Here is a 23,076-nt window from a genome sequence, read left to right on the forward strand (position 1 = left end):
GGTGATTTGAATCCGAAGAAGCGGAGCATTTGCCTCTGGATTCCCCCTGTCCTCATCACAATAAGAGGAATTCAGAGGCAACAGCGATCGGAGGATCAAATCACACGCGAAGCGGCCACTAATACTCCATACTTCTCTCCCCCATCTCCACAAACTGCTTTTGAGCCAGCTCACGGTACACCTGATGTGACTCTAATAACTCAGTATGAGTTCCTGCACCGGTCACCTTGCCCTTGTCCAACACAATAATCTGATCGGAGTGAACCACCGTAGACAAACGATGAGCAATGACAATTGTCGTGCGTCCTTCCATCAAGTTCGCTAGGGCCTTCTGTACCTCATGCTCAGATGAGCTGTCCAAACTAGATGTAGCCTCATCCAGCATGAGAATGTCAGGGCTACGAAGAAGCGCACGCGCAATAGCGATCCGTTGACGCTGCCCTCCGGACAGCTTCATTCCCCGTTCTCCCACCTCAGTATTGTAGCCTTGAGGTAGATCCATAATAAATGTATCCGCATACGCCATCGTGGCTGCTCGTCTCACTTCTTCCAAGTCAGCTTCGCGCCCCAAGCCATATGTAATGTTATCTCTGACCGTTCCGGTCATCATTGAGCTTTCCTGCGATACATAACCAATTTTGGAGCGCCAGGAGGAAAGTGTATATGACGATATCGGTTCGTCTCCATAACGAATTTCCCCTGTATCTGGCACATAAAAGCGTTCCAATAATGAAAACAAGGTGGACTTCCCACTCCCGCTAGGACCCACGAATGCTGTCGTCTGGTTAGCCGGAATGACCAAGTTCGCATTATGAAGGACCTCTTCACCTTCGGTATAAGAAAAGGCAACATCACGAAGTATAATATCTCTGCTCTCTTTTGCCGCTTCCTGCTTCAACTCGAGCGGTTCCTCTTCATGATCTAAAATCGTCTGAATCCGTTCAGTAGCCCCAACCACCTTTTGTAGACGTGAATACAGGGTCGTGAATTGTGCCATCGGTGTGATCACCTGAAACAGCAGCAAAATAAAAGCCACCAAATCCCCAGCGGTCAGCACACCCGATGCGACACGAACACCACCAACACCCAATATAATGACCAGCACTGCAGTCAACAAGAAGGTAGAAATGGGACCTACAAGGGCCAAGATACGTGACTCTTGCAGACCAAAGCGGAACATCCGGTAAATACGATCCTCCCCGGCCTGTGCTTCTCTGCTTTCGGTTCCATAAGCCTTCACCAGTCTGATTTCGCCGATAACCTGACTCAACACTGAGGTTAGATCTGCCATCTCATCCTGCTGTTTTTTGGAGATGCGGTACATTTTTCTGCCCACCGGAAATAAAATCAGGGCTGTTAGCGGAACAATGGCCATAATAATGAGTGTCATCACCCAATCCAGATAAAATAACAATGCAATACCACCAATAATTGCGATCACATTAGAAATCAGATTGACTAGATACTCTGTAATTAAGTTCATAATCAGGCTTGTGTCATTGGTGACGCGACTCATCGTATCTCCTGACCGATTCCGATCAAAGTAAGGGATAGGTAGAGATAAGATTTTATGCCATAAGCGTTTGCGCAAATTAGCCACAATCTTATGCCCTGCGTAGTTCAACATATAAATAGAAACCGCCGAAGCCACCGCTTGAAGCACAAAAGCGCCAAGCAGACCAACAATGACCATACGGTTTAGTGAAGAAAAGGTCAAGCCATCAATCAACCCTTTGGTCATCATGGGTACGATTAAACCAGCCATGGTCTGAATCAGCGTCAGAATCAGGGCGATGATCAGAATAGCCTTGGGCGGATGCGCACTCGCAATCAATTTGATAAACCGCCCCATGCCAGCCTTATCCGGTCTTTTACCCGGCTTTTCCTTCATCTGGTCCTCCTGCTCATCTTGGTGTATATGATGTTCTTTTTCCATATGCCATCAACCTCGCTTCCTGTCTGACCATTCTTGTTCAAACAACAACACCCGCGCTCTGCGCGGGTATGAACAGTACAATCTATCTTCGAGTTTACTACACCAGAGAATGAAGCACAAAGTTAGCCACAAATAGTACAGAAATGATATATAATGCGACAGGCACTTCCTTGCCCCGTCCTGCTGCCAGCTTGGCTACGGGGTATGCAATAAAACCAAAGGCCATCCCGTCTACAATACTGTAGGTAAAGGGCATCATCACCATGATCAGAAATGCAGGAAACGCTTCAGTAAAATCACTGAAATCCATCTCTCGCACATTTTGCACCATTAGACCCCCAATGATGATCAACACGGGCGCAATGGCACTGTCAGGAATATAAGCCAACAGAGGAATAAAGAAAAACGTCGCTCCGAATAAAATAGCAGTTACCAGCGGTGTCATTCCCGAGCGTCCCCCCGCTGCAATGCCAGCCGTCGATTCCGCAGCAGCTACCGCCGGACTGCTGCCCAAAATACCGGCAAAGATATTGGTTACAGCCAACACACGCAAGCTGTTTTTAAATAAATCCGGTCTTCCAATCATGTTGGTTTGTGCAGTAATCATACCAATATTCTCGAATAGCACAATGAGTAGTAGCAAAAAGACAGCGATCCAGAAAGCTACCGAGACAATGCCTGAAAAGGAAAGCTCTCCAAACAATTGCCCGTACTGTCGCACCGTTTCAGAGGTTCGTACCGTGCTTGTAGGCTCTACAGCTCCCAGTATATACGCAAGCCCAGTTCCCGCCAAAATGCTAATTAGTAAACCTCCCTGAACGTTACGCACAAACAATACAATAGCGAGCAGCAACGTTACACAAGCCGTAATTACCTTGGGATCATTAAAATGGCCAATAGCCACAAAAGTCGTCTGATGAGCAATCACGATGCCGCTTTTTTGCAAGCCGATAAAGGTTAAAAACAAACCAATGCCCACCGTAATTCCGTGCTGCAAATTATGGGGAATCGCTTGGCTAATCAGCTTGTACAATGATGTAAAAGCCACAATGGCGAACAAAATCCCTGTGACGGCAACCACCATCAGCGCTTCCTGCCAGCTCAGCTTCATAGAATGTACAAGCGTATAAGTGAAAAAGGCATTAATCCCCATCCCTGGTACAACGACCATTGGAGATTTCCCACCAAAAGCCATAAGCAGGCAGCCGATCATCGATGTCAGAAGCGTCCCGAGCATCGCCCCTTGGAGGGGAATCCCGGCATCTGCCAAAATAGTTGCATTAACCATAACAATGTATACAACGGAAAAATAAGAAATGGCCCCAGCGGCTAATTCTTTTTTCCAATGATGCTCGGGCTTGAAACCGAGACTTCTGGACCACAGTCCATCCTTCATACCAAAACCCTCCAGCAAGTTGTTCAATCTGTTTGCAGTAAGCTGCGCTTTTTCAAAACAAAAAAGAGCTGTAGCAACTGTGACACAAAGGATGTGATGCACAGAACTACAGGTCTTAAAGTGAATATATACTGCTGTAAATCTACGAATGCACTGCCATGCTATTTTTGCAACTTACACACCAGCGTGTTCTAACAAATCCTTCACGGCTACACTAACCATGATCAGTCCTGCTACCGGAGGTACAAATGCATTGCTTGCAGGCGGCTGCTTCGCCTTCCGGATTTCAGGCGCGTTTGCAGGTACAATTTTTTTTGTAATTTCTTCACGCGGCTTCATGGGTTCCTCATCGGAGAACACAACTTTGACGCCTTTGGTAATACCTTCCTTGCGCAACTTAGTGCGGATGACACGGGCAATCGGGTCCATTTTCGTCTGGGAAATATCCGCTACTTGAAAACGACTTGGATCCATTTTATTCGCAGCGCCCATACTGGAGATCAGTGGAATCCCCCGTTTTAGGCATTCCTTAATCAAATGAATTTTGTAAATAATCGTATCCGAAGCATCCAGCACATAATCTAGTTCGTACTTGAACAGCTCCTCATATGTTTCTTCCGTATAAAACATGTTCAGTGCAATCGCTTCACATTCAGGATTAATCAGCTTCACACGCTCTACCATTAGATCAGCCTTTTTTTGACCTACCGTCGTCGTCAACGCATGAATCTGGCGGTTAATATTGGTGATATCTACAACATCTTTATCAATCAAAATGATACGTCCAACACCCGTGCGCGCCAGTGCTTCCACTGCAATCGAACCGACACCGCCGATACCCAGCACGGCCACCGTGCTATTTTTCATAACCTCTAGACCTTCAGTTCCGATAGCCAGTTCCGTTCGTGAAAATTGATGCAACAATATGGTATATCCTCCCTCACTGATTTAAACTCTATGCCTGAACTCCAGCATACAAACCACGAACCCATTATCCATAAAAGGGTAACGGGTTCACGGCACTCTATAATCTATCCACAAGCCATTGGGTGCACTTGCAAAGTCAAACGTTCATCTTAAGCTTTAGGAGTAACAGGTTTCGGGGCAAGACGGATGTGAAGCTGTTCCAATTGAGCTTGATCCACTTCGCTTGGTGCATCCATAAGCAGGTCTGTCGCACTGGCTGTTTTCGGGAATGCTATGGTTTCACGCAGGTTTGTACGACCTGCAAGCAACATCACAAGACGGTCAAAGCCGAAGGCAATGCCACCATGTGGAGGCGTACCATATTCGAACGCATCCAACAGATAGCCGAATTTATCAGTAACTTCTTCCGGCGCCAGGTTGAGAGCTTTGAACATTTTCTCCTGAACATCACGTTTGTAAATCCGCATCGATCCGCCACCCACTTCGTAGCCGTTCAGCACGATATCATAGGCTTGAGCGCGAACTTGACCTGGATCGGTATCCAAGAGGCCAAGGTCTTCGTCCTTCGGACGGGTGAACGGATGGTGTTCCGCCACATAACGTTTTTGTTCTTCGTCATAGCCGAGAAGCGGGAAGTCTACAACCCAGGCAAATTTGAATTTGTTATCGTCGATCAGTCCCAAATGACGGCCAATTTTCAGACGAAGCGCGCCCAATACATCAGCAACTACCTTTTTATTATCGGCAGAGAAGAGTAACAGATCGCCTTCTTCGGCTCCTGTGCGCTCCTTCAATGCTTCGATTTCTTCCGGTGTGAAGAATTTAACGATAGGCCCCTTGAATTCGCCTTCCTTCACTTGAATCCAAGCCAAGCCTTTAGCTCCATAACGTGCAGCATAAGGACCCAGGTCATCAATGTCCTTACGACTCCAAGTGCCACATCCTTTGGCATTGAGGACTTTTACCTCGCCACCCTTTTCAATTACGGAAGCGAACACTTTTACACCACTAGTTGCCACGATATCATTGACTTTAATCAACTCCAGACCAAAACGCAGGTCCGGCTTGTCCGAGCCGTATTTGTCCATTGCATCGGCATGTGTAATCCGTTGGAACGGTGTTTCCAGTTCTACCCCAACGGTTTCTTTGAACAATTTCACCATAAGGCGCTCCATCATTGGCAGCAAGTCGTCCTGTTGCATAAAGGAGGTCTCAATATCGACCTGCGTAAATTCAGGCTGGCGGTCAGCACGCAAGTCTTCATCACGGAAACAACGTGCAATTTGGTAATAGCGCTCCAGGCCACCCACCATCAGCAATTGCTTGTACAGTTGTGGCGATTGCGGCAAGGCGAAAAACTCACCTTCATGCACCCGGCTAGGTACCAGATAATCACGTGCGCCCTCTGGGGAGCTTTTCGTCAAAATTGGCGTTTCCACCTCGACGAACTCTTCTCCGTCCAGGAAGTCACGGAATATTTTTGCTGCTTTGGAGCGCAGTTTCAACGTCTGGTACATTTCCGGACGACGCAGGTCCAAATAACGGTATTTCAAACGCAGAGACTCGTCCACTTCTACACCATTTTCAATGAAGAACGGAGGTGTTTTAGATGCATTCAATACTTCGATTTCAGTGACGCGTACCTCAATTTCACCTGTAGGCAGGTTCGGATTAATCGTTTCTGCATCACGCTTAACAATAGTACCAGTAACCTCAAGCACATATTCACTACGAACACGATCCGCAATTTGCAGTGCGTCACCGGAATATGCCGGATTAAACACGATTTGTACAATTCCGCTACGATCACGAAGGTCTATAAAAAGTACGCCCCCCAAATCACGACGGGTTTGTACCCAACCGTTCAATGTAACTGTTTCTCCGATATGCGCATGAGTCAATGCGCCGCATTGATGACTCCTTTTCATAATACACACTCCTGTTTATGTTTAGTAGTTAAGCTATATGACAACCAGAGGAAGCTCCACCGATTGATGTTACATTATTTTGTTTATCCTAATTCTTCCACCAGCTGATCCAGCTTAACGGTACGCTGCTCGCCGGTTTCCATGTTTTTCAGTGCAATTTCACCTTGAACCAGCTCATCCTCGCCCAGAATCGCAGTATACCTTGCTTTAAAGCGATCGGCTGATTTCATCTGGGCCTTCATTTTACGCCCCAAATAATCTCGCTCTGCGGAAAATCCGGCTTGACGCAACTTGAATAGTTGTTTGGTTACTTCCGTTTCTGCTGCTTCTCCCAACGCTACCATATAGATATCTAACGGTTTGGCTTCGTTTAGTTTGACACCTTGATGCTCCAGGATCAGCTGAATTCGCTCCAGCCCAATGCCAAAACCAATGCCCGGCTGGTCCGGTCCGCCCAGATCTCCAACCAATCCGTTGTAGCGGCCGCCTCCACCAATTGTGTCTATGGCACCAATTCCTTCAGCTTTGAATTCAAAGGCTGTCAACGTATAATAATCCAGCCCCCGTACCAAACGCGGGTTAACTGTATATTCCACGCCCATGGCATCCAAATTTTGCTTCACTTTCTCGAAGTGCGTACGGGACTCCTCGTCCAAGCTATCCAAAATCGAAGGTGCCCCGTCAAATTTGTCCTGATCGTCTTTGCTATCCAGCACTCGCAACGGGTTACGCTCAATACGTGCTTGGCTCTCCTTGGTCAACGTATCTTTCATCGGCATCAGGAAGTCCACCAAATGCTGCCGATAAGCTGCCCGGCTGGCTGCATTACCGACGGAGTTAATCTCCACCTTTACCCCTTTCAGGCCCAGTTCACGGCAGAATTGATACCCGAAAGCAATAACTTCTGCATCCAGCGCCGGATCGACCGCACCAAATGCTTCAATTCCAAATTGGTGAAACTGGCGCTGACGCCCAGCCTGTGGACGCTCATACCGGAACATCGGGCCGATATAATACAGCTTAGTTACATCCGGCTCCCCGTATAGTTTGTTCTCCACATAGGAGCGGACAACCCCTGCTGTTCCTTCCGGACGCAAAGTCATGCTGCGCTTCCCTTTATCCTCAAAAGTATACATTTCTTTTTCCACCACATCCGTCGTTTCTCCCACACCTCGAACGAACAAATTCGTTTGTTCGAACATTGGCGTACGAATCTCTCGGTAATTAAAGCGGCGGCTAATCTCACGGGCTTTTTCCTCGACCACTTGCCATTTTTCTACACTGCCCGGCAGCAAATCTTGTGTACCCGTTGGTTTTTGAAAGGCCATTAACGTATCCCCCCATCGTTGTATTTCGTATTGTGCACTTTCTTCTTGCTCCACTTTCAATATAAAACAAAAAATCCCTCGTCCTGTTAACATTAACAGGGACGAGGGATTGTCGTTTACAATCACCCGTGGTACCACCCACATTCCGGAGTTTGCCCAGACAACCAGCATAAGAATCACTCATTGCCCGTCAGCATTATACTGACTCCGCTCATACGTATAACGCCCGTAACGCGCAGTACGGCTATTATGCAGGACCATCCACTGTCGGCACAGTTGCAATGTACTTTCAGTAGGGTTTCCTCAATTGTTCGCCGCCTGTTCTCGGGGAGGTCATTCATCCGCTCATCAAGGGAATTTTTACAGCCTGGAAATTCCTCTCTGCGCTTGTGGGTTCGGAGTACTTGGTCCCGTCATCAAATCATTTTTCATTATTTTATGATTTTAATGAACCGCTTCGACAAAGTCAAGACATTCTCCCTATAATCGGACAAATAAGGCTTATAAAAAGAAAATAACCTGCGGAAACGGTCCGCAGGTTTAAAAAAAGATATATCAAAAGGGGGTCATGCTGTTATTATAAACAACGAATATTAAGGAATGATGTTTCGAATATTACAATTGTATTACAGTCACTCTTTTGTAGCTAAATTCCTCAAGTATCGTCAATCTTGTATCGCGCGCTCAGCTTTAATCCAACTGCGATACATATCCACGATTGGAACGTAGCTTATAAATGACCTCATCATAATCGGCATCATTTACCTTTGCTGATAATACATACCGCAATTCATCTTGATCACCGTTAATATACACATCTGTCGCACGGAGCAACCCTCCGTCATGATTCGTTGTTCCGCTCCGATCTTCATCCAGATCCCTTTGGGCTGAGACAGAGTTAATCTGGCCATTCTTCGCATCTGGTAGAATATTCTCGCCATAAGCACCCGCCGAAGGGATTGCCGCACCTGCAGAGCCTCCTGTGCTCACCGAGCCTGTATTGTTATAGGGGACCTGCGGAATTAAAACTCTCGTCTCACGACCGAGCGCCTCATCCAAAGCACCTACTTCCAAATGTTCGGTTCTATAAGCTTGAAGCGAAGCTCTGGCACCCTCAGCTTCATCTTCTGTGCGAAAATAAGCCTGAATCTGTTTAGCCATATCAAATCCTCCTCATTTGGGAATTGTACTGGCATAAATCTACAGAAGCACTCACGGTTAATTACAATGCCTTTAACAACTCACGCACAAAAGCAGGCTCATCCTTAGGGGTCCGAGACGTAATAAAGTTACCGTCCACAACCGCCTCTCGATCCTCAAAATGAGCACCCGCATTAATCAAGTCATCCTTCAACGGAGGATAAGCTGTAATCGTCCGGCCTTGTAACAAATCGGCACTTGCCAAAATTTGCGGCCCGTGACAGATAGCGCCAATCGTTTTTTTGGACTCATTAATTTCAGTCACAAATTTCAGAACATTTGCATCCAAACGTAGATTTTCCGGAGATGATCCACCAGGAATAACAACTGCATCATAGTCACTTGATTTCACATCTGCAATGGCTTTTTCAATAGTGTAGCTTGCTTTACCTTGCTTACCGCTCACTTTCTCACCTTGCTTCAGCCCAACAATATCTGCCTCATGTCCAGCCTTTTTTAATTCATCATAAGGTACCTTCATTTCGGAATCTTCAAATTGGTCAGCTAATAAAAATGCAATTTTACTCATGAATGTTCAGATCTCCTTTCCGGTTATCCTCGAAACAAGTTAAAATTAAGTTTGTTTGTCTACCACGATTTGTTATTACCCGCTTGATCTGTTTTTATAACAATTCGCAGCGGTGGAAAAGAAAAAGGAGCCTTTCGGCTCCTGCACTAATTCAATGCTACATATTTTATTTTTGGCCTCTTTATGCTACTTTCGGGTAGCACCTCATTAACGCTCCATTTAACCTGATGTTACCTGCGCGGCAAAGCACCGCGTCCTGGCTTGTCGATGGCTGTTGCAACATGCTGTAATAACGTATCAGCATTACGAGTAAGGCTGATTGCCTCCTGCATGCTACCAGGGAAAAGCATCACAGTGCTTCGATGCCCGTCCATTTTTGGGGTTTGACGCATAGCTTCGTCTCTCCTGTCACCCTTAGGCTATCCGCCTGGCTAATCACCAATCGGGATGACATTATGGTCCCTCTGAACAGCTATTTTATTCTACTCAGGTCAAGCCATGAACGCATAGCTACGAACGCTCGCTATCCAAAATCAGTGTCACTGGGCCCCAGTTCGTCAATGAAACATCCATCATAGCTCCAAAAATCCCCGTTTCTACCTCCAGGCCCTTGGCTCGAAGCTGGCTGTTGAAGAAATCATACAGCTTCTCCGCTTCCTCAGGTTTGGCCGCCCCCATAAAGTTAGGCCTTCTTCCTTTACGGCAGTCACCGTACAACGTAAATTGAGAGACAGACAAAATAGCTCCACCGACATCCAGAACGCTGTCATTCATTTTACCTTCAGCATCCTCAAATATACGTAATCCCGCTGTTTTATCCGCCAAATAAACGGCATCTGCTGCTGTATCTCCCTGACCAATACCGACCAACAGCATTAATCCGGTTCCAATCTTGCCGACCACCTTTTGATTCACCGTTACTTGAGCGTCTTTACAGCGCTGAATAATAATCTTCATCGCCTATCCGATATCTCCTTTAACCTTCCCTTTTAAAAGGTGCTCACAGCCGTATTACGGCTCTTTTAGCAGCCTATGGGTCTTTCTACCCAAGATGTGTTACAAAGGCTATAGACCTATCTGTACGCTTAATAAGGTTATTGCATAATACGATGCACAGTGTATACATCCTTCACCCGTTTAATCCGTTCGACAACAGAATGCAAATGATCCGTGTTGCGAATGAGAATCGTGATGTGAATCATCGCCATTTTATTTTTATCTGTACGACCTGTAACGGCCGAGAAGCTGGTTTTGTTCTCAGAAATGGCCTGAAGCACTTCATTCAGCAAACCGTTGCGATCATGCCCCGTAATCTCAATATCGACACTGTAGTTGACTTCCGCTGCTTCTTCCCACTCTACTTCAATCACACGTGCCTGGTCTTCGCCCGTACCCGAAGGAATATTCGGGCAATCCGTCCGGTGAACGGATACGCCGCGTCCACGTGTTACATAGCCAATGATGTCATCTCCCGGTACGGGATTACAACATCGTGCAAAACGAACGAGTAAATTATCGACGCCTCTGACGCTGACACCGTTGGTCGGTGTTTTTTTCCGTTCGCCCTGCGGCTTGTACTCCTTGACCTCGGTCGTCAATTCGATCAACCGGGCCTCTTCTTGTTCCTTACGCAGCTTCTCTGTCAAACGTGTACAGACCTGCGCTGCGGTTATACCACCAAAGCCAATCGCAGACAGCATATCTTCGGAATCGTTAAAAGAGAACTTCTGTGCCACTTCCTGAAGCTTGTCGTCGCTCATCCACACCGATGGCTCGATATCACGTTTTCTCAGTTCGCGTTCCAGATTTTCGCGGCCTTTTTCAACATTCTCCTCACGCTTTTCTTTCTTGAACCATTGTTTGATTTTACTGCGCGCGTGAGAGGACTGAGCAATTTTGAGCCAGTCCTGACTAGGTCCATAAGAGTGCTTGGACGTCATAATTTCGACAATATCACCGGTTTTAAGCCGATAATCCAAAGGTACGATTCTTCCATTTACCTTAGAGCCAATCGTTCGATTGCCAACTTCGGTATGAATACGGAAAGCAAAGTCCAGCGGAACGGATCCGGCCGGCAACTCAATGACCTCTCCCTTAGGAGTAAACACAAACACAAGGTCTGAGAAAAAGTCCATTTTGAGCGATTCCACAAATTCCGACGCATCCTTCGCTTCATTTTGCAGCTCCAGAATTTCTCGAAAAAAGGTGATTTTATCCTCAAAGTTAGTGTTGTTTGCTCCGTTGCCTTCTTTATAGGCCCAATGGGCCGCAATCCCGAATTCAGCGGTACGGTGCATATCCACTGTGCGAATTTGTACCTCGGTAGGCTCCCCGTTGGGACCTACTACTGTCGTATGAAGGGACTGATACATATTGGCCTTAGGCATAGCGATATAATCCTTAAACCGCCCCGGCATCGGCTTCCACAACGTATGGATAATCCCCAGTGTGGCGTAACAGTCTTTAATGTTATCCACAATAATTCGAATCGCCAGCAAATCATATATTTCATTGAATTGCTTGTTCTTCGTCGTCATTTTTTTAAACACACTGTAAATATGTTTAGGGCGTCCGGACAGATCAGCCTGAATGCCCATCTCTTCCAGCTTTTCTCTGATACGCTGTATGACATTATCAATAAACTGCTCCCGCTCTGCCCGCTTTTTATGCATCAAATTGGCGATGCGATAATACTGCTGAGGATTCAGATAGCGTAAAGCAATATCTTCCATTTCCCATTTAATGGCCGAAATACCCAGTCGGTTTGCAACCGGACAGAAAATCTCTAACGTTTCATAAGCAATCCGACGCTGGCTTTCCTCTGACTGATATTTCAAAGTACGCATGTTATGCAGACGATCTGCTAACTTAATGACGATGACACGAATGTCCTGCGCCATAGCAATAAACATTTTTCGATAATTTTCGTTCTGTTGTTCTTCCTTGGAACGGAACTGAATACGCTCCAGCTTCGTCAGACCATCGACAAGCATCGCACATGTATCGCCAAAATGCTCGCGAATCTGCGCCAAAGACACCGTCGTATCCTCCACAACGTCATGTAAAAGAGCGGCGATAATGGAGATGGTATCCATCTGCATATTAACGACGATATCAGCAACCGCAAGCGGATGCAGAATATAAGGTTCACCGGACTTACGAGTCTGGCCGGAATGGGCCTGCTCGGCAAAATCATAGGCGTCCCTGATGCGGATAAGATCTGCTTCTCTGGTATAGGCCCCGGCCTTTTTAAGTAATTGCTCTATCCCCATTCTGCTCTATTCCGTGTCCTTTCTATGCAAAATGGAACCCGCCGATCAATGTCGCGCAAAGGTTCCCTTTTAAAAGTGATTTCCTACAATTATGACGGTTAGCACGTCACACGTCAACTATTACAGGTTTGGCATTGTCGCATTATTCTGTCACACATGGTAAGTAAAATCAGGATTGTTGACGAAATGAAACGAATTATATTGAAAAAATTACGAAAAGTAATTAATGTATATAAGAATAATTGAAAGAACTAAGGAGTGAACTGCGTTGCAACGCGAAATTCAAGTTAATGAAAAGCTTCCGGCAGGACCTGGGTTCCTGCTCAGCGTACAGCATTTGTTTGCCATGTTTGGCAGCACTGTGCTGGTGCCGAATATTTTCGGCGTCGATCCCGGCATGATTTTGCTAATGAACGGTATTGGCACATTGTTGTACATATGGATCTGCCGCGGCAAAATTCCCGCCTATCTCGGCTCCAGCTTCGCTTTTATCGCTCCCGTCAGTCTTGTGCTTAAAAACAATCCCGGCGGCAACGGCTATGCTATGGCCCTCGGTGCTTTCATCGTTACAGGTATTATTTTCTGCCTCGTCGCACTGGTGATCAAATATGCCGGAACCCGTTGGCTGGACGTCGTTTTTCCTCCAGCTGTTATGGGCTCCATCGTAGCCTTAATCGGTCTGGAACTGGTTCCGGTTGCAGCAGGCATGGCAGGCATTATCAATGCCGATCCTACTAAGGCCTGGACTCCAGATCCCAAAACGATTACTCTTTCGCTCGTTACACTCGGGGTCACTGTTCTGGGTGCGGTATTGTTTCGCGGGTTTGCCAAAATCATTCATATTCTGATTGGTATCGTAGTGGGCTATGTACTTGCTTATTTTATGGGCATGGTCAATACACAAGCCATTGCAGACGCTCCTTTTTTCGGACATCCTGCAATTACCACTCCAGTTTTTAATACCTCTGCTATGCTGACGATTCTTCCTGTTGCTCTGGTCGTCATCGTAGAGCATATTGGTCACTTGCTTGTGACTAGCAACATTGTCGGGCGCGAACTGTCCAAAGATCCTGGTCTCCATCGCTCTCTGCTAGGTAACGGTATTTCCACCGTCATTTCCGGTTTTGTGGGTTCTACACCTAATACGACTTATGGTGAAAATATTGGTGTCATGGCATTAACTAAAGTGTACTCTGTATGGGTCATTGGCGGAGCAGCTGTCATTGCCATCCTATTGTCCTTCTCAGGCACGTTCTCAGCGATTGTTTCTAATATTCCAGCTCCAGTTATGGGTGGCGTATCCTTACTATTATTCGGTGTCATCGCTGCCTCCGGTCTAAGAATCTTCGTTGAGCAAAAGGTTGATTTCGCCAAGCCAACCAACATGCTGCTTGCGACCATCGTGCTTGTTGTCGGAATCAGCGGTACTACGCTCACTTGGGGCGCTGTAACCTTGAAAGGTATGGCATTGGCTACAATCATCGGCATCATCCTCAGCTTGTTCTTCAAGCTGATTGACGTGCTCGGCTGGTCCAACGATAAATCGCAGGAACCTTTAACCGAGAAAACACCAGATTGATATCTGTTTTTTAACTTTACCGCCGCTCCATGAGGTCACGGATTAATACGCTTGAGCTGTTAAGATAAGCGTGTAAGGATCCGTCTCCCATGGTGTCGGCGTTTTTTATGCACAGCCTTTTTTTTAAAAATAGATACTCCTTCAACCTTCTCCAAAGCACCCATCCACGTTAGTTGCAATATCCGCTTTAACCCTCGATAAGCAACGAGTAGCATTTTTGACTTATTTCCGTATCTAGCTTCTGATTAGTAAAAATAAAAAACTGAAATGAATCCAATATGACCACCTTTGCTCCTTTTTTATTGTTCATAGACATTTCCGAAATTTTTTTATACCTATTTCCAACAAAGAAACAAAATAGTCCGATGGAGCAACTCTTTAGAAAAGAGATGTTCCATCGGACTATTTAGGCGATCCGCACATAATTATTTCCCGGGAAACCCGGGTTTTGAAATACTTAATACGTAATCAGGGTGAATACATCTACATCAGGCAGTTTCGCCCGACCGTTTAGATCAGACAGCTCGATAAGAAAAGCAGCCCCTGCCACATTGCCACCAAGCTGGCGTACCAAGTTCACGGATGTAGCAATGGTTCCACCTGTAGCAAGCAGGTCATCAGCAATCAGAACATTTTGTCCCGGCTCAATAGCATCCTTATGCATCGCCAGCGTATCTTTACCATACTCCAAACCGTATGCTTCCTCAATGGTTTCCCCAGGGAGCTTGCCACTTTTACGGATGGGGATAAAACCAACACCAAGCGCATAAGCCAAAGGAGCACCAACAACGAACCCACGTGCTTCTGGCCCTGCAATCAAATCAATTTTCAAATCCGATACCAGTTCCTTCATATCGTTGATAGCCTTGCGGTACAGTTCACCATTTTTCATCAGGGTCGTAATGTCCTTAAAACTAATCCCTGGTTGTGGAAAATCGGAAATCACCCGAATATATTCTTTGTAGTCCAACTTAGTTCCTCCTACTGTAAACTTCAAATTAGTATATACATTTTACAACATAAATAGCGAAATAGTATCTCAAGACGCACCCTTCATAAGCGACATAATCCAGCTCGTCATCTGGGTAGTGTCCGCATCCAGCAAATACTTCTCCATCTCAGCCATATTATACAATTCCTGATAGCGTGGAGAAGCTGTTAAATCCCGCTTAGGCGGATTAGATACAAATTGGAATTGACCATCTGTACGCGTCATAAACTCAAGCTCTTCGAAGATGTCCAATACTTTGGATAACATGCGTACTGAACAGGAACACTGTCGGCTAAGAGCAGGCAGCATTGCTTTTTCATCAATAGGCTGTGTCCCCATTCGGGAAAGCACAACGTAAATACGCTTGAACAGCTCTCTGTCGGGGCTTACGAGTCGACCGCCACGCTCACTGACCGAATGAAGGAGAAATACATTCTCTACATTCTCAAAGGTAGACCATAAAGCCTGAAACTGATCCGGTGTATCCGGCGGCTCCAGTACGAACAGCGACTTCACAGAGTGCTGTGCATCTCTTTGACCATCACTGGGAATAACGTTGCCGTCTTTATCGTATAACCATAAGGATTCAGCGTCCATGGAGCCCGATGAACGAAGCCTAGATGAAGGATGGATCAATACCGCTACGTCTTTCTTTCTTTCCTCTATGCGTGGATGAAAGATCTTCAGTCCCCGCTCTAATTCGGCAAAAGGGTCCGACACTCCACGATAATCAAAAATTTGCGGCGCTTGCACTCGAATGTCCTGCATCATGAGCTGGAGAGACCTTTTACCGTTCCATTCGTTAATTGACAATTCACCCAGGAGATCTATCTCCGTTTGTTGCTGTAAAAAATCAGCCAAATCGCCACGACGGAAGGCAATCGCGTCCAGCGATAAACCGTTCTGCTCCAGCAGGAGCTTCACATGGTTTTTCTCACGTCCCATTTTACGAGCCTCGCGCAATTGTAGACCCTGTAATACGAATCGTGGAGAAGGATTCCCCATACCAAAAGGCTGAAGCAACTCCAGTTCTTCAACCACTTGTAAAGATACCTCGTCCAGACGACAGACCATATCGGCCTCAGCTACAGGAATGAGATCTTCTGGTGTCAGAATGGAACCCGCATAGCGGTTCAGCTGCTCTTCAAACAATTTCAGATTGTCACGGGACAGCGTCATACCCGCAGCCGAAGGGTGACCCCCAAAATGCTCCATAAACTCATGGCTGTCCGTAAGAGCACTGTAAATATCCAATGCAGGAATAGACCGGGCAGAACCTTTGCACGTGCCTGTCTCAGCATCTATACCAAGAATAATGGTTGGTCGATAATAGCGATCCAATAGCTTGGATGCCACAATTCCGACAACGCCGACATTCCAGCCTTCACCAGCCAACACAATAACTGACGGTAGCTTGCCTCCATTAAGTTTGGATGCCAATTGTTGCTCGGCTTGCTCCACAATACGTTCGACCACCTGTTGACGCTCACGATTGAGCAGGTCCAGCGCATGCGCAAGTTGGTCTGCTTCTTCCTCTTTTTCTGTCGTCAGCAGAGAAACTGCTCGTCCCGCATGATCCAGGCGCCCGCTGGCATTAATCCGCGGAGCCAATGCAAATGCGATGTTGACTGAAGTCACTGTAGATATATCCACGCCCGCTACATGGAGCAACGCACGAATACCCGGAAATGCAGAGTTTCTCATGGATTGAATCCCTCTTCGTACCATCGTCCGATTTTCACCATGTAGTGGCATCAGATCGGCTACCGTGCCGATAGCAGCGATTTCAAACCATTCCTCCGGCACCTCACCCAACAGCGCCTGAGCGAGCTTCAGGGCAACACCAACACCTGCAAGACCTTTAAATGGATACGGGCAACCGGGTAGCTTCGGATTAATCAAAGTATACGCCTCGGGAAGTACAGCAGGCGGCTCATGATGATCTGTCACAATAACATCTATACCCAAGGAAGTTGCATAAGCAATTTGCTCTACTGCACTAATTCCCGTATCTACCGTAATGACCAGTGTAACTCCCTGCTGATGAGCCCAATCAAGGGCATGGTTATGCAGACCATATCCCTCATTAGAGCGATGGGGAATATAAATATCATAAGAAGCCTTCAGAAAACGCATGAGCTGAATCATCAATGATGTACTGGATACGCCGTCCGCATCATAATCACCATAGATTAATATATGCTCGCCACGTTCCAGAGCCTGGCGAATTCTCGGCACGGCCTCTTTCATACCAAGAAGCAGAAAAGGGTCGTGTACATCGTCCACACTTCCGTACAAAAAGCGGTTTGCTTCCCCGGCGGTAGTGACGCCCCGGTTCACTAAAAGCCGGGACAACAATGGTGAAATCCCCAGCTCTTCTGTCAACAGCTGAGCCGCTTCCAGGTTAGCCTCTGGGGTCTTCCATCTGTACTGCGAATGAAGCAATCCTATTCACCTTTCTTTCATAGTCGTCCTGCTCTATTGAAGCAACGACGACACATCATTATCTGGCAGTTCATGATTGGATTTGTAAGGATACCCGGCTTGATAAGAAATGAACTGCATTTGTACATGGGTCACCTGTGGAAAACGGGCTAACAGTAGATTTTTGGCTCGATCGGCGATTTCCTGCGCTTCCTGTACCGTAATCCGCGGGTTCACACTTATCGTTACATCCACTGTTATGAAATGGCCTGTTTCCTGGGCATGTAAGTGTTCAACCGTCACAATACCATACACCCGTTGAATCGTCTCCATAAAGCGTCGGGAGTCTTCCTCCTGCAAGGGCTGTGCAGGAACCTGGTAAGCGGTATTCATTACCATCAGATATCCTTTACGCAGCACCAGACAGGCTACCAGCAAAGCTGCGGTTGGGTCAAGATATAATAATGCAGGCCATTCCATTGCTTCGCCAGTCATTGCACCGATCATGCCGATCAATGCAATCAACGATGCATACAGCGAGTAACGTTCATGGTTAGCGTACCGATCTGCTTCCGCTTTATGACCATGTTTAATCGAGTAGCGATATTGAAACTGAAATAGCGCTTCTCTCAACACCAACGCAATAAATACGGTAATTAATGCATACAGACCGGGAGCCTGCGGTTCCGAACTGCTTAATGAACGAACCGCCGAGATAGCTAGCTGAAGACCGCTCATCAGCACTAAAATAGCCAGCACCACAGATATGACTGTCCGAACTTTTTCACCGTTCCGCAACCGTGCCAGCATTCCGTGCCCTGTAGCACCCTTGGAAAACAGAAGTTCCTGCAAACGGGAAGCACTATCCGCAGCCGTGTGCAGTGCATCCCCCAACAACGCCTTGCTGTTTGCCGCATAACCGACGGTTCCCTTTAGAACAGCCAGCGCGAGATTACCTACAATCCCGCTCAACGCCGCAGTTTCCAATGATCGGCTGCGTTCGCTATTCACAACGTTTCCCCCTCAATCTGAACTAACCCTACCAAAAACCATTCACATTTAAGTGTCCACTACTGTGCCTTACTCAAGGTAAATCTCAAAACCTTAGAAAACCGCGCCCAAGCAGACGCGGCTTTCTCTTTAATTTATACTACTGGTATTTGCGTAACTTAAGACTTTGCAGTTTTGACCGCGCCCCCGCCAGCTGTCGGAGATTTTTGTTTTCCTTTCAAAGCCACCCACAGCGGACTGGCAATGAAAATGGAGGAATAAGCACCAAATAACAAACCAATGACCATCGCAAGTGAGAACATGCGGATCGATTCGCCGCCAAATATGAACAAACATAAGGAGGCAATAAACACCGTAAACACGGTTGCAAGTGAACGAGTCATTGTCTGCGCAATACTGTGATCAACTACCTGCTCTAAGTCGTCCCTGGACTTCTTCTTCGCAAATCGTAGATTTTCCCGAATACGGTCAAAAATAACGACGGTGTCATTAATGGAGAAACCAACAATCGTCAGAATTGCCGTAATAAAGGTCAAATCCACCTCAAGACGGAAAATCGAGAAAATACTGATAACGAGGAAGGCATCATGCAACAACGAAACGATGGCTGCAATGGCAAACCGCCATTCAAACCGGATCGAAATATAGACTGCGATGGCTACACATGCTAGCAATATCGCCCATATTGCATTTCGCTCCAGTTCTTGCGCCATTTCCGTATCCACTGTATTGACCTCAAAGGAAGCCTTCGGATCCAGCTGTTTGTTAAAAGAAATCTTAAAGTCATTCACTTGCTGATCCGTCAAAACCTGTGAGAAGCGAATGCCGAAACGCTCTTTCCCCGGTGTATAATCCACCTCTTTGCCGATCCCCTGCTTATCCAGCAAAGTTTGAATCTGTTCCTGTGTAACAACTTTAGTCAAATTGACATCCACATTGGAACCGGAACGAAAGTCTACCCCGTAATTCAAGCCAAATATCGACAAACTCAGAATACCAAGCAGTGTGATAATAATCGAGAACGTGTAAAACCACTTACTCATCTTGATATATTTCAAGTTCCAATTAAAGCGCACTGATATCACTCTCCTTCACACCAAAATACTTTGGCTTCTTCACAACATCCGCTTTAACCAGCAGATTGAGCAAGAAGCGGGAGAAGAAGATATTCGTCAAAATACTGGTGACAATATCAACGATGAGCACCAGAGCGAAACCTCTAACAGAGCCTGTCCCCAGACCAAACATAACCGCTGCTGCTATAATTGTCGTAACATTGGCATCCATAACGGTACGGAACGAGGCCTTACTACCTGCAATGACAGAAGAACGAATCGTTTTGCCTGACTTGATTTCTTCTTTAATCCGTTCATACGTAATGATGTTGGCATCGACCGCCATCCCGATCCCGAGCACAAAGGCGGCGATACCTGGGAGTGTGAGTACGAATCCACCCAAGTAGAAAATCGCAAGCACTACCCAGGTATGAACAATGAGACAGAAACTGGCCACTAATCCCGGTACACGGAACATTGCAATCATAAATACCAGAATAATGATCGAGCCGATCAATCCAGCACGAATCGTCTGATCCAGTGACAATTGACCCAGCGTAGCACCTACACTCTGAGAATATTTTTCCGTCAGTTTGAGTGGAAGTGCACCCAGATTAATCGTATCCGCCAGTTTATTCGCTTCATCACGAGTGTAGCTACCTGTGATTGACGCGCTACCGTCCGTTAATTCCCCACGTACTGTAGGTGCAGACAGCAATTCCTGATCCAGGAAAATAGCTAATTCTTTATTCAGAAGTCGCTTTGTGATTTCTGCAAATTTAGCTTTGTCCTTCACTTTGATACTAATCTCAGGTTGGTTCAGCTGGTCATAGCCGACAACAGCGCCATTCTCCACAAAATCATTACCGCGGAGCTCAATTTTGCTGTATTGGCCTGGCTTTTTAGCATCTGCTGCCGTTGCACTGCGGAATGTTAATTCTGCAGGTTTTTTCAGCATGGAGCGGACTTCTGCCTCATTAGTGACACCAGCAAGCCGCACGCGAATACGGTTGCTCCCCTCTGTTGTTACTTCCGGCTCAGTCGTACCGAGCGCATTAATCCGTCTCTCCAGACTCTGAGCTGTTTGTATAAGAGACTGTCTGGTTACACTCTGCCCGGCTTCCAAAGGCTGGGCTTCATATAAAATTTCAAAGCCTCCCTTTAAATCGAGGCCTAATTTTAAACTGTTCAATAGGCCCGGGCTTGTCCCGATCATAACACCAGTAGTTATGAGCACGACCACGATGAAACTTAGAATTCTCTTCATTCCGTCCCATGTTCCCCTTTCATTCTCAATATTCCTATTATAGCTACCCCTCAAAAAGCAGTCAATTTGAACGCAAAAAAAAGACCCCCTTCTATTCGAAAGTGGAGCCCCGTAATGCGGACATAGTCAAATAGTTCATAAAGCTCGTCGCTTTAAGGGAAAGTATATCGTTAACGAGCTTGTGCAGCGGAGGGATACCCTCCTTTTCATATTTATGGCTGACGCAATTCCACACGTCCTTACTTGTGACATGCTCATAGCCTACGAGAATCAACTCGTCCGCCTTACTTTGACAGAGCATCTCAATTGCGTCATCCCAATCCTGCTCATCCAGCTCTTCCATACCCACGATGGCCGTTCCTCCTCCCAGCGATTACCGGTTCCGCAGATCAGCAATTAGCGGGGTTATTGACTGCTTTGTAGAACATTTCTGTCCTGATCCTGGAAAACCCTTCTTTTCGTCGAAAATAGCCTTAAATCAACAATATATGCATTCATTTCGCTCGTCAATAGCAGAATTCACCACTCTCCCTCTTGTTGTCTAAATCACTTTGTTTCTGAACGGAAAAGCTTGTCATGAACATGGACAGGTCCAGCATATCTTCTAAAGTAATGTATAGACGCAGAATTACATTTTGGGGAAGAGGGAGTTGCGATTGAAAAAGCAGACATTCATCCATGGAGCAATTATTTTATTGGCAGCAGGAATTATCAACCGGATACTAGGTTTTATTCCCCGAATCGCACTCCCGCGTATCATCGGCCCCGAAGGAGTTGGCTTGTACCAACAGGGGTATCCCTTTTTTATCGTTCTGGTGACGCTTATTACCGGGGGTATCCCTCTTGCGGTAGCCAAGCTTGTAGCCGAAGCTGAAACGGCGGGACATCCCGAAATGTCGCGGCGTATTTTGCACACCAGCCTGCGCTTCACCATTACACTCAGTCTAATCGCCATGGTGCTCTGTCTTGTGTTCGCGCCTTGGATCACAAGCCATCTCCTGACCGACAGCCGCGTGTATTATACATTCGTGAGCATGAGCCCAATGATTGTCATTGTAGCTGTTTCTTCAGCTTATAGGGGCTATTTTCAGGGAAAGCAAAATATGATTCCTTCCGCCAGCTCCTCCATTGCGGAGACCGTTATGCGCATTTTTTGTGTCATTTGGTTTGCTTACTTGTTACTACCCCATGGGGTAGCCTACGCTGCTGCAGGTGCCATGCTCGGTGCTCTGGCGGGCGAAATCATTGGCATGATTGTACTGCTATGGCAATACGTGTGTAACCAGCGAAAAGATCGCATTCTTCAGCCGAAGTCGCCTGCTCCCTCCTCTGAGATTCAACCCGAGCAATCATCCGTTTTGTCACGTCTTATGTCTATATCCGTTCCCGTTACTGCTGGAAGGCTTGTCGGTTCCTTATCCTATTTGCTCGAATCTATCTTGTGCATGCGCAGCCTCGCCGTAGCAGGCATTGCAACTGGCGTGGCAACCGCACAATATGGAGCCATGCAGGGCATGGTCATTCCTGTGTTATTATTACCTGGGGTTCTAACCAGTTCGCTAGCAGTTTCACTCGTTCCTTCGTTATCCGAAGCAGCAGCTAAGGGGCATATTACAGCCATTCACAAACGTCTACATCAATCGCTTCGGCTCGCTTTGGTTGCAGGAGCCCCATTTGCCGTTATCATGTATGTATTGGCAGAACCTCTGTGTCTGCTACTCTACAATAATGGCGATATTGCAGGCATGCTTAAGCTCATGGCACCTTTTGCACTTTTTATGTACATTCAGGCCCCGCTTCAGGCAGCACTTCAGGCGTTAGACCGTCCTGGAAGTGCCTTATTAAATACCTTTATCGGAGCCGTTATCAAAATTGTACTGATTGTCTGGCTTGCTTCCCAACCTCAGTATGGTATCTATGGAGCTGTCATCGCCATTTGTATTAACAGTGCTATTGTTACTCTCCTTCATGGCTTCAGTGTCAGCAGACTGCTTCGCTTCCGCGTACGTTTGCTCGATTTCTGGAAGACTGGGATAGGCATGATCATCATGGCAGCAGCAGTATTATATACCTACAGACATCTAACGATGTTCAACCAAATGTGGCTTCAGTTTATTTTTGCTGCAGGCTTGGGAATTATACTGTACCTTTTCCTGATGACCTTGATCAAAATGATTGATTGGGACAACCTTACACGCATTCCAATCCTGAGAAGATGGTTTAAAGCATAAAA

At 46.5% G+C, this 23,076-nt stretch carries 18 protein-coding genes; 2 read left to right on the forward strand and 16 right to left on the reverse strand.

The genetic code is table 11. The features are described from left to right. Positions 1 to 118 precede the first annotated feature (118 nt). The 10 genes from T3H97_RS19415 to T3H97_RS19460 form a co-directional block, all read right to left on the reverse strand. Positions 119 to 1,936, reverse strand: coding sequence for an ABC transporter ATP-binding protein (locus T3H97_RS19415; RefSeq protein ID WP_328800616.1), 1,818 nt, complete (start codon positions 1,934 to 1,936; stop codon positions 119 to 121). Between the two features lie 97 nt (positions 1,937 to 2,033). Beyond that, positions 2,034 to 3,332, reverse strand: coding sequence for an NCS2 family permease (locus T3H97_RS19420; protein WP_061829368.1), 1,299 nt, complete (start codon positions 3,330 to 3,332; stop codon positions 2,034 to 2,036). Between the two features lie 174 nt (positions 3,333 to 3,506). Then, entirely contained in the window at positions 3,507 to 4,256 is a 750-nt protein-coding gene (locus tag T3H97_RS19425) for a tRNA threonylcarbamoyladenosine dehydratase (protein ID WP_328800618.1), read from the reverse strand. A gap of 152 nt (positions 4,257 to 4,408) precedes the next feature. Further along, positions 4,409 to 6,187: an aspartate--tRNA ligase gene (gene aspS, locus T3H97_RS19430; RefSeq protein ID WP_328800619.1), complete on the reverse strand. Its 1,779-nt coding sequence runs from the start codon at positions 6,185 to 6,187 to the stop codon at positions 4,409 to 4,411. Between the two features lie 83 nt (positions 6,188 to 6,270). Then, on the reverse strand, positions 6,271 to 7,515 hold the full coding sequence (gene hisS / locus T3H97_RS19435) for a histidine--tRNA ligase (RefSeq protein ID WP_328800620.1): 1,245 nt from the start codon (positions 7,513 to 7,515) through the stop codon (positions 6,271 to 6,273). Positions 7,516 to 8,205: 690 nt separating this feature from the next. Then, positions 8,206 to 8,676, reverse strand: coding sequence for a hypothetical protein (locus T3H97_RS19440; RefSeq protein ID WP_328800621.1), 471 nt, complete (start codon positions 8,674 to 8,676; stop codon positions 8,206 to 8,208). Positions 8,677 to 8,737: 61 nt separating this feature from the next. Continuing rightward, positions 8,738 to 9,244, reverse strand: a complete 507-nt coding sequence (locus T3H97_RS19445; RefSeq protein WP_025720221.1) for a type 1 glutamine amidotransferase domain-containing protein — start codon at positions 9,242 to 9,244, stop codon at positions 8,738 to 8,740. Positions 9,245 to 9,474: 230 nt separating this feature from the next. Beyond that, positions 9,475 to 9,636, reverse strand: coding sequence for a hypothetical protein (locus T3H97_RS19450; protein ID WP_167686443.1), 162 nt, complete (start codon positions 9,634 to 9,636; stop codon positions 9,475 to 9,477). A 118-nt stretch (positions 9,637 to 9,754) separates the two neighbouring features. Continuing rightward, positions 9,755 to 10,201, reverse strand: a complete 447-nt coding sequence (dtd, locus tag T3H97_RS19455) for a D-aminoacyl-tRNA deacylase (protein ID WP_013372633.1) — start codon at positions 10,199 to 10,201, stop codon at positions 9,755 to 9,757. A 137-nt stretch (positions 10,202 to 10,338) separates the two neighbouring features. Further along, positions 10,339 to 12,516: a RelA/SpoT family protein gene (locus tag T3H97_RS19460; RefSeq protein WP_025720225.1), complete on the reverse strand. Its 2,178-nt coding sequence runs from the start codon at positions 12,514 to 12,516 to the stop codon at positions 10,339 to 10,341. Between the two features lie 268 nt (positions 12,517 to 12,784). Here T3H97_RS19460 and uraA point away from each other — a divergent pair, with 268 nt between their 5' ends. After that, positions 12,785 to 14,095: a uracil permease gene (uraA, locus tag T3H97_RS19465; RefSeq protein ID WP_061829372.1), complete on the forward strand. Its 1,311-nt coding sequence runs from the start codon at positions 12,785 to 12,787 to the stop codon at positions 14,093 to 14,095. A 457-nt stretch (positions 14,096 to 14,552) separates the two neighbouring features. Here the strand turns inward: uraA and T3H97_RS19470 are convergent, their stop codons facing one another. From T3H97_RS19470 to T3H97_RS19495, 6 genes are all read right to left on the reverse strand, one after another. Beyond that, positions 14,553 to 15,065 (reverse strand): adenine phosphoribosyltransferase, encoded by a 513-nt coding sequence (locus T3H97_RS19470; protein ID WP_023989926.1) that lies wholly within the window; start codon positions 15,063 to 15,065, stop codon positions 14,553 to 14,555. Positions 15,066 to 15,134: 69 nt separating this feature from the next. Next, complete coding sequence (gene recJ, locus T3H97_RS19475) at positions 15,135 to 17,531, reverse strand: single-stranded-DNA-specific exonuclease RecJ (RefSeq protein WP_328800622.1); 2,397 nt, start codon at positions 17,529 to 17,531, stop codon at positions 15,135 to 15,137. Positions 17,532 to 17,564: 33 nt separating this feature from the next. Further along, the gene (locus tag T3H97_RS19480; RefSeq protein ID WP_023989928.1) at positions 17,565 to 18,521 is read right to left on the reverse strand and encodes a cation diffusion facilitator family transporter; all 957 of its coding nucleotides are present in this window, start codon (positions 18,519 to 18,521) and stop codon (positions 17,565 to 17,567) included. 158 nt (positions 18,522 to 18,679) lie between these two features. Then, positions 18,680 to 19,597, reverse strand: a complete 918-nt coding sequence (secF, locus tag T3H97_RS19485) for a protein translocase subunit SecF (protein WP_013311568.1) — start codon at positions 19,595 to 19,597, stop codon at positions 18,680 to 18,682. Further along, positions 19,587 to 20,843 carry a protein translocase subunit SecD gene (gene secD, locus T3H97_RS19490; RefSeq protein ID WP_190297823.1) on the reverse strand — a complete coding sequence of 419 codons (1,257 nt, stop codon included), beginning with the start codon at positions 20,841 to 20,843 and terminating at the stop codon, positions 19,587 to 19,589. Before secD ends, secF begins: the two co-directional genes overlap by 11 nt. Before the next feature lie 91 nt (positions 20,844 to 20,934). Continuing rightward, positions 20,935 to 21,192: a post-transcriptional regulator gene (locus T3H97_RS19495; protein ID WP_013311570.1), complete on the reverse strand. Its 258-nt coding sequence runs from the start codon at positions 21,190 to 21,192 to the stop codon at positions 20,935 to 20,937. Positions 21,193 to 21,499: 307 nt separating this feature from the next. On the opposite strand from T3H97_RS19495, the gene spoVB reads away from it, so the two are divergent. Beyond that, a complete protein-coding gene (gene spoVB, locus T3H97_RS19500) occupies positions 21,500 to 23,074 on the forward strand; it encodes a stage V sporulation protein B (RefSeq protein ID WP_328800623.1) in 1,575 nt (524 codons plus the stop codon). Positions 23,075 to 23,076 lie beyond the last annotated feature (2 nt).

The organism is Paenibacillus sp. LX16 (genome assembly GCF_036252815.1).
Classification (GTDB): Bacteria; Bacillota; Bacilli; order Paenibacillales; family Paenibacillaceae; genus Paenibacillus; species Paenibacillus polymyxa_B.

Excerpts from the sequence above, each read along its gene's own strand:
- T3H97_RS19415 (WP_328800616.1), bottom strand. The coding sequence starts at position 1,936 with ATGGAAAAAGAACATCATATACACCAAGATGAGCAGGAGGACCAGATG.
- T3H97_RS19420 (WP_061829368.1), bottom strand. The coding sequence starts at position 3,332 with ATGAAGGATGGACTGTGGTCCAGAAGTCTCGGTTTCAAGCCCGAGCAT.
- aspS (WP_328800619.1), bottom strand. The coding sequence starts at position 6,187 with ATGAAAAGGAGTCATCAATGCGGCGCATTGACTCATGCGCATATCGGA.
- hisS (WP_328800620.1), bottom strand. The coding sequence starts at position 7,515 with ATGGCCTTTCAAAAACCAACGGGTACACAAGATTTGCTGCCGGGCAGT.
- T3H97_RS19440 (WP_328800621.1), bottom strand. The coding sequence starts at position 8,676 with ATGGCTAAACAGATTCAGGCTTATTTTCGCACAGAAGATGAAGCTGAG.
- T3H97_RS19445 (WP_025720221.1), bottom strand. The coding sequence starts at position 9,244 with ATGAGTAAAATTGCATTTTTATTAGCTGACCAATTTGAAGATTCCGAA.
- T3H97_RS19450 (WP_167686443.1), bottom strand. The coding sequence starts at position 9,636 with ATGCGTCAAACCCCAAAAATGGACGGGCATCGAAGCACTGTGATGCTT.
- dtd (WP_013372633.1), bottom strand. The coding sequence starts at position 10,201 with ATGAAGATTATTATTCAGCGCTGTAAAGACGCTCAAGTAACGGTGAAT.
- T3H97_RS19460 (WP_025720225.1), bottom strand. The coding sequence starts at position 12,516 with ATGGGGATAGAGCAATTACTTAAAAAGGCCGGGGCCTATACCAGAGAA.
- secD (WP_190297823.1), bottom strand. The coding sequence starts at position 20,843 with ATGAAGAGAATTCTAAGTTTCATCGTGGTCGTGCTCATAACTACTGGT.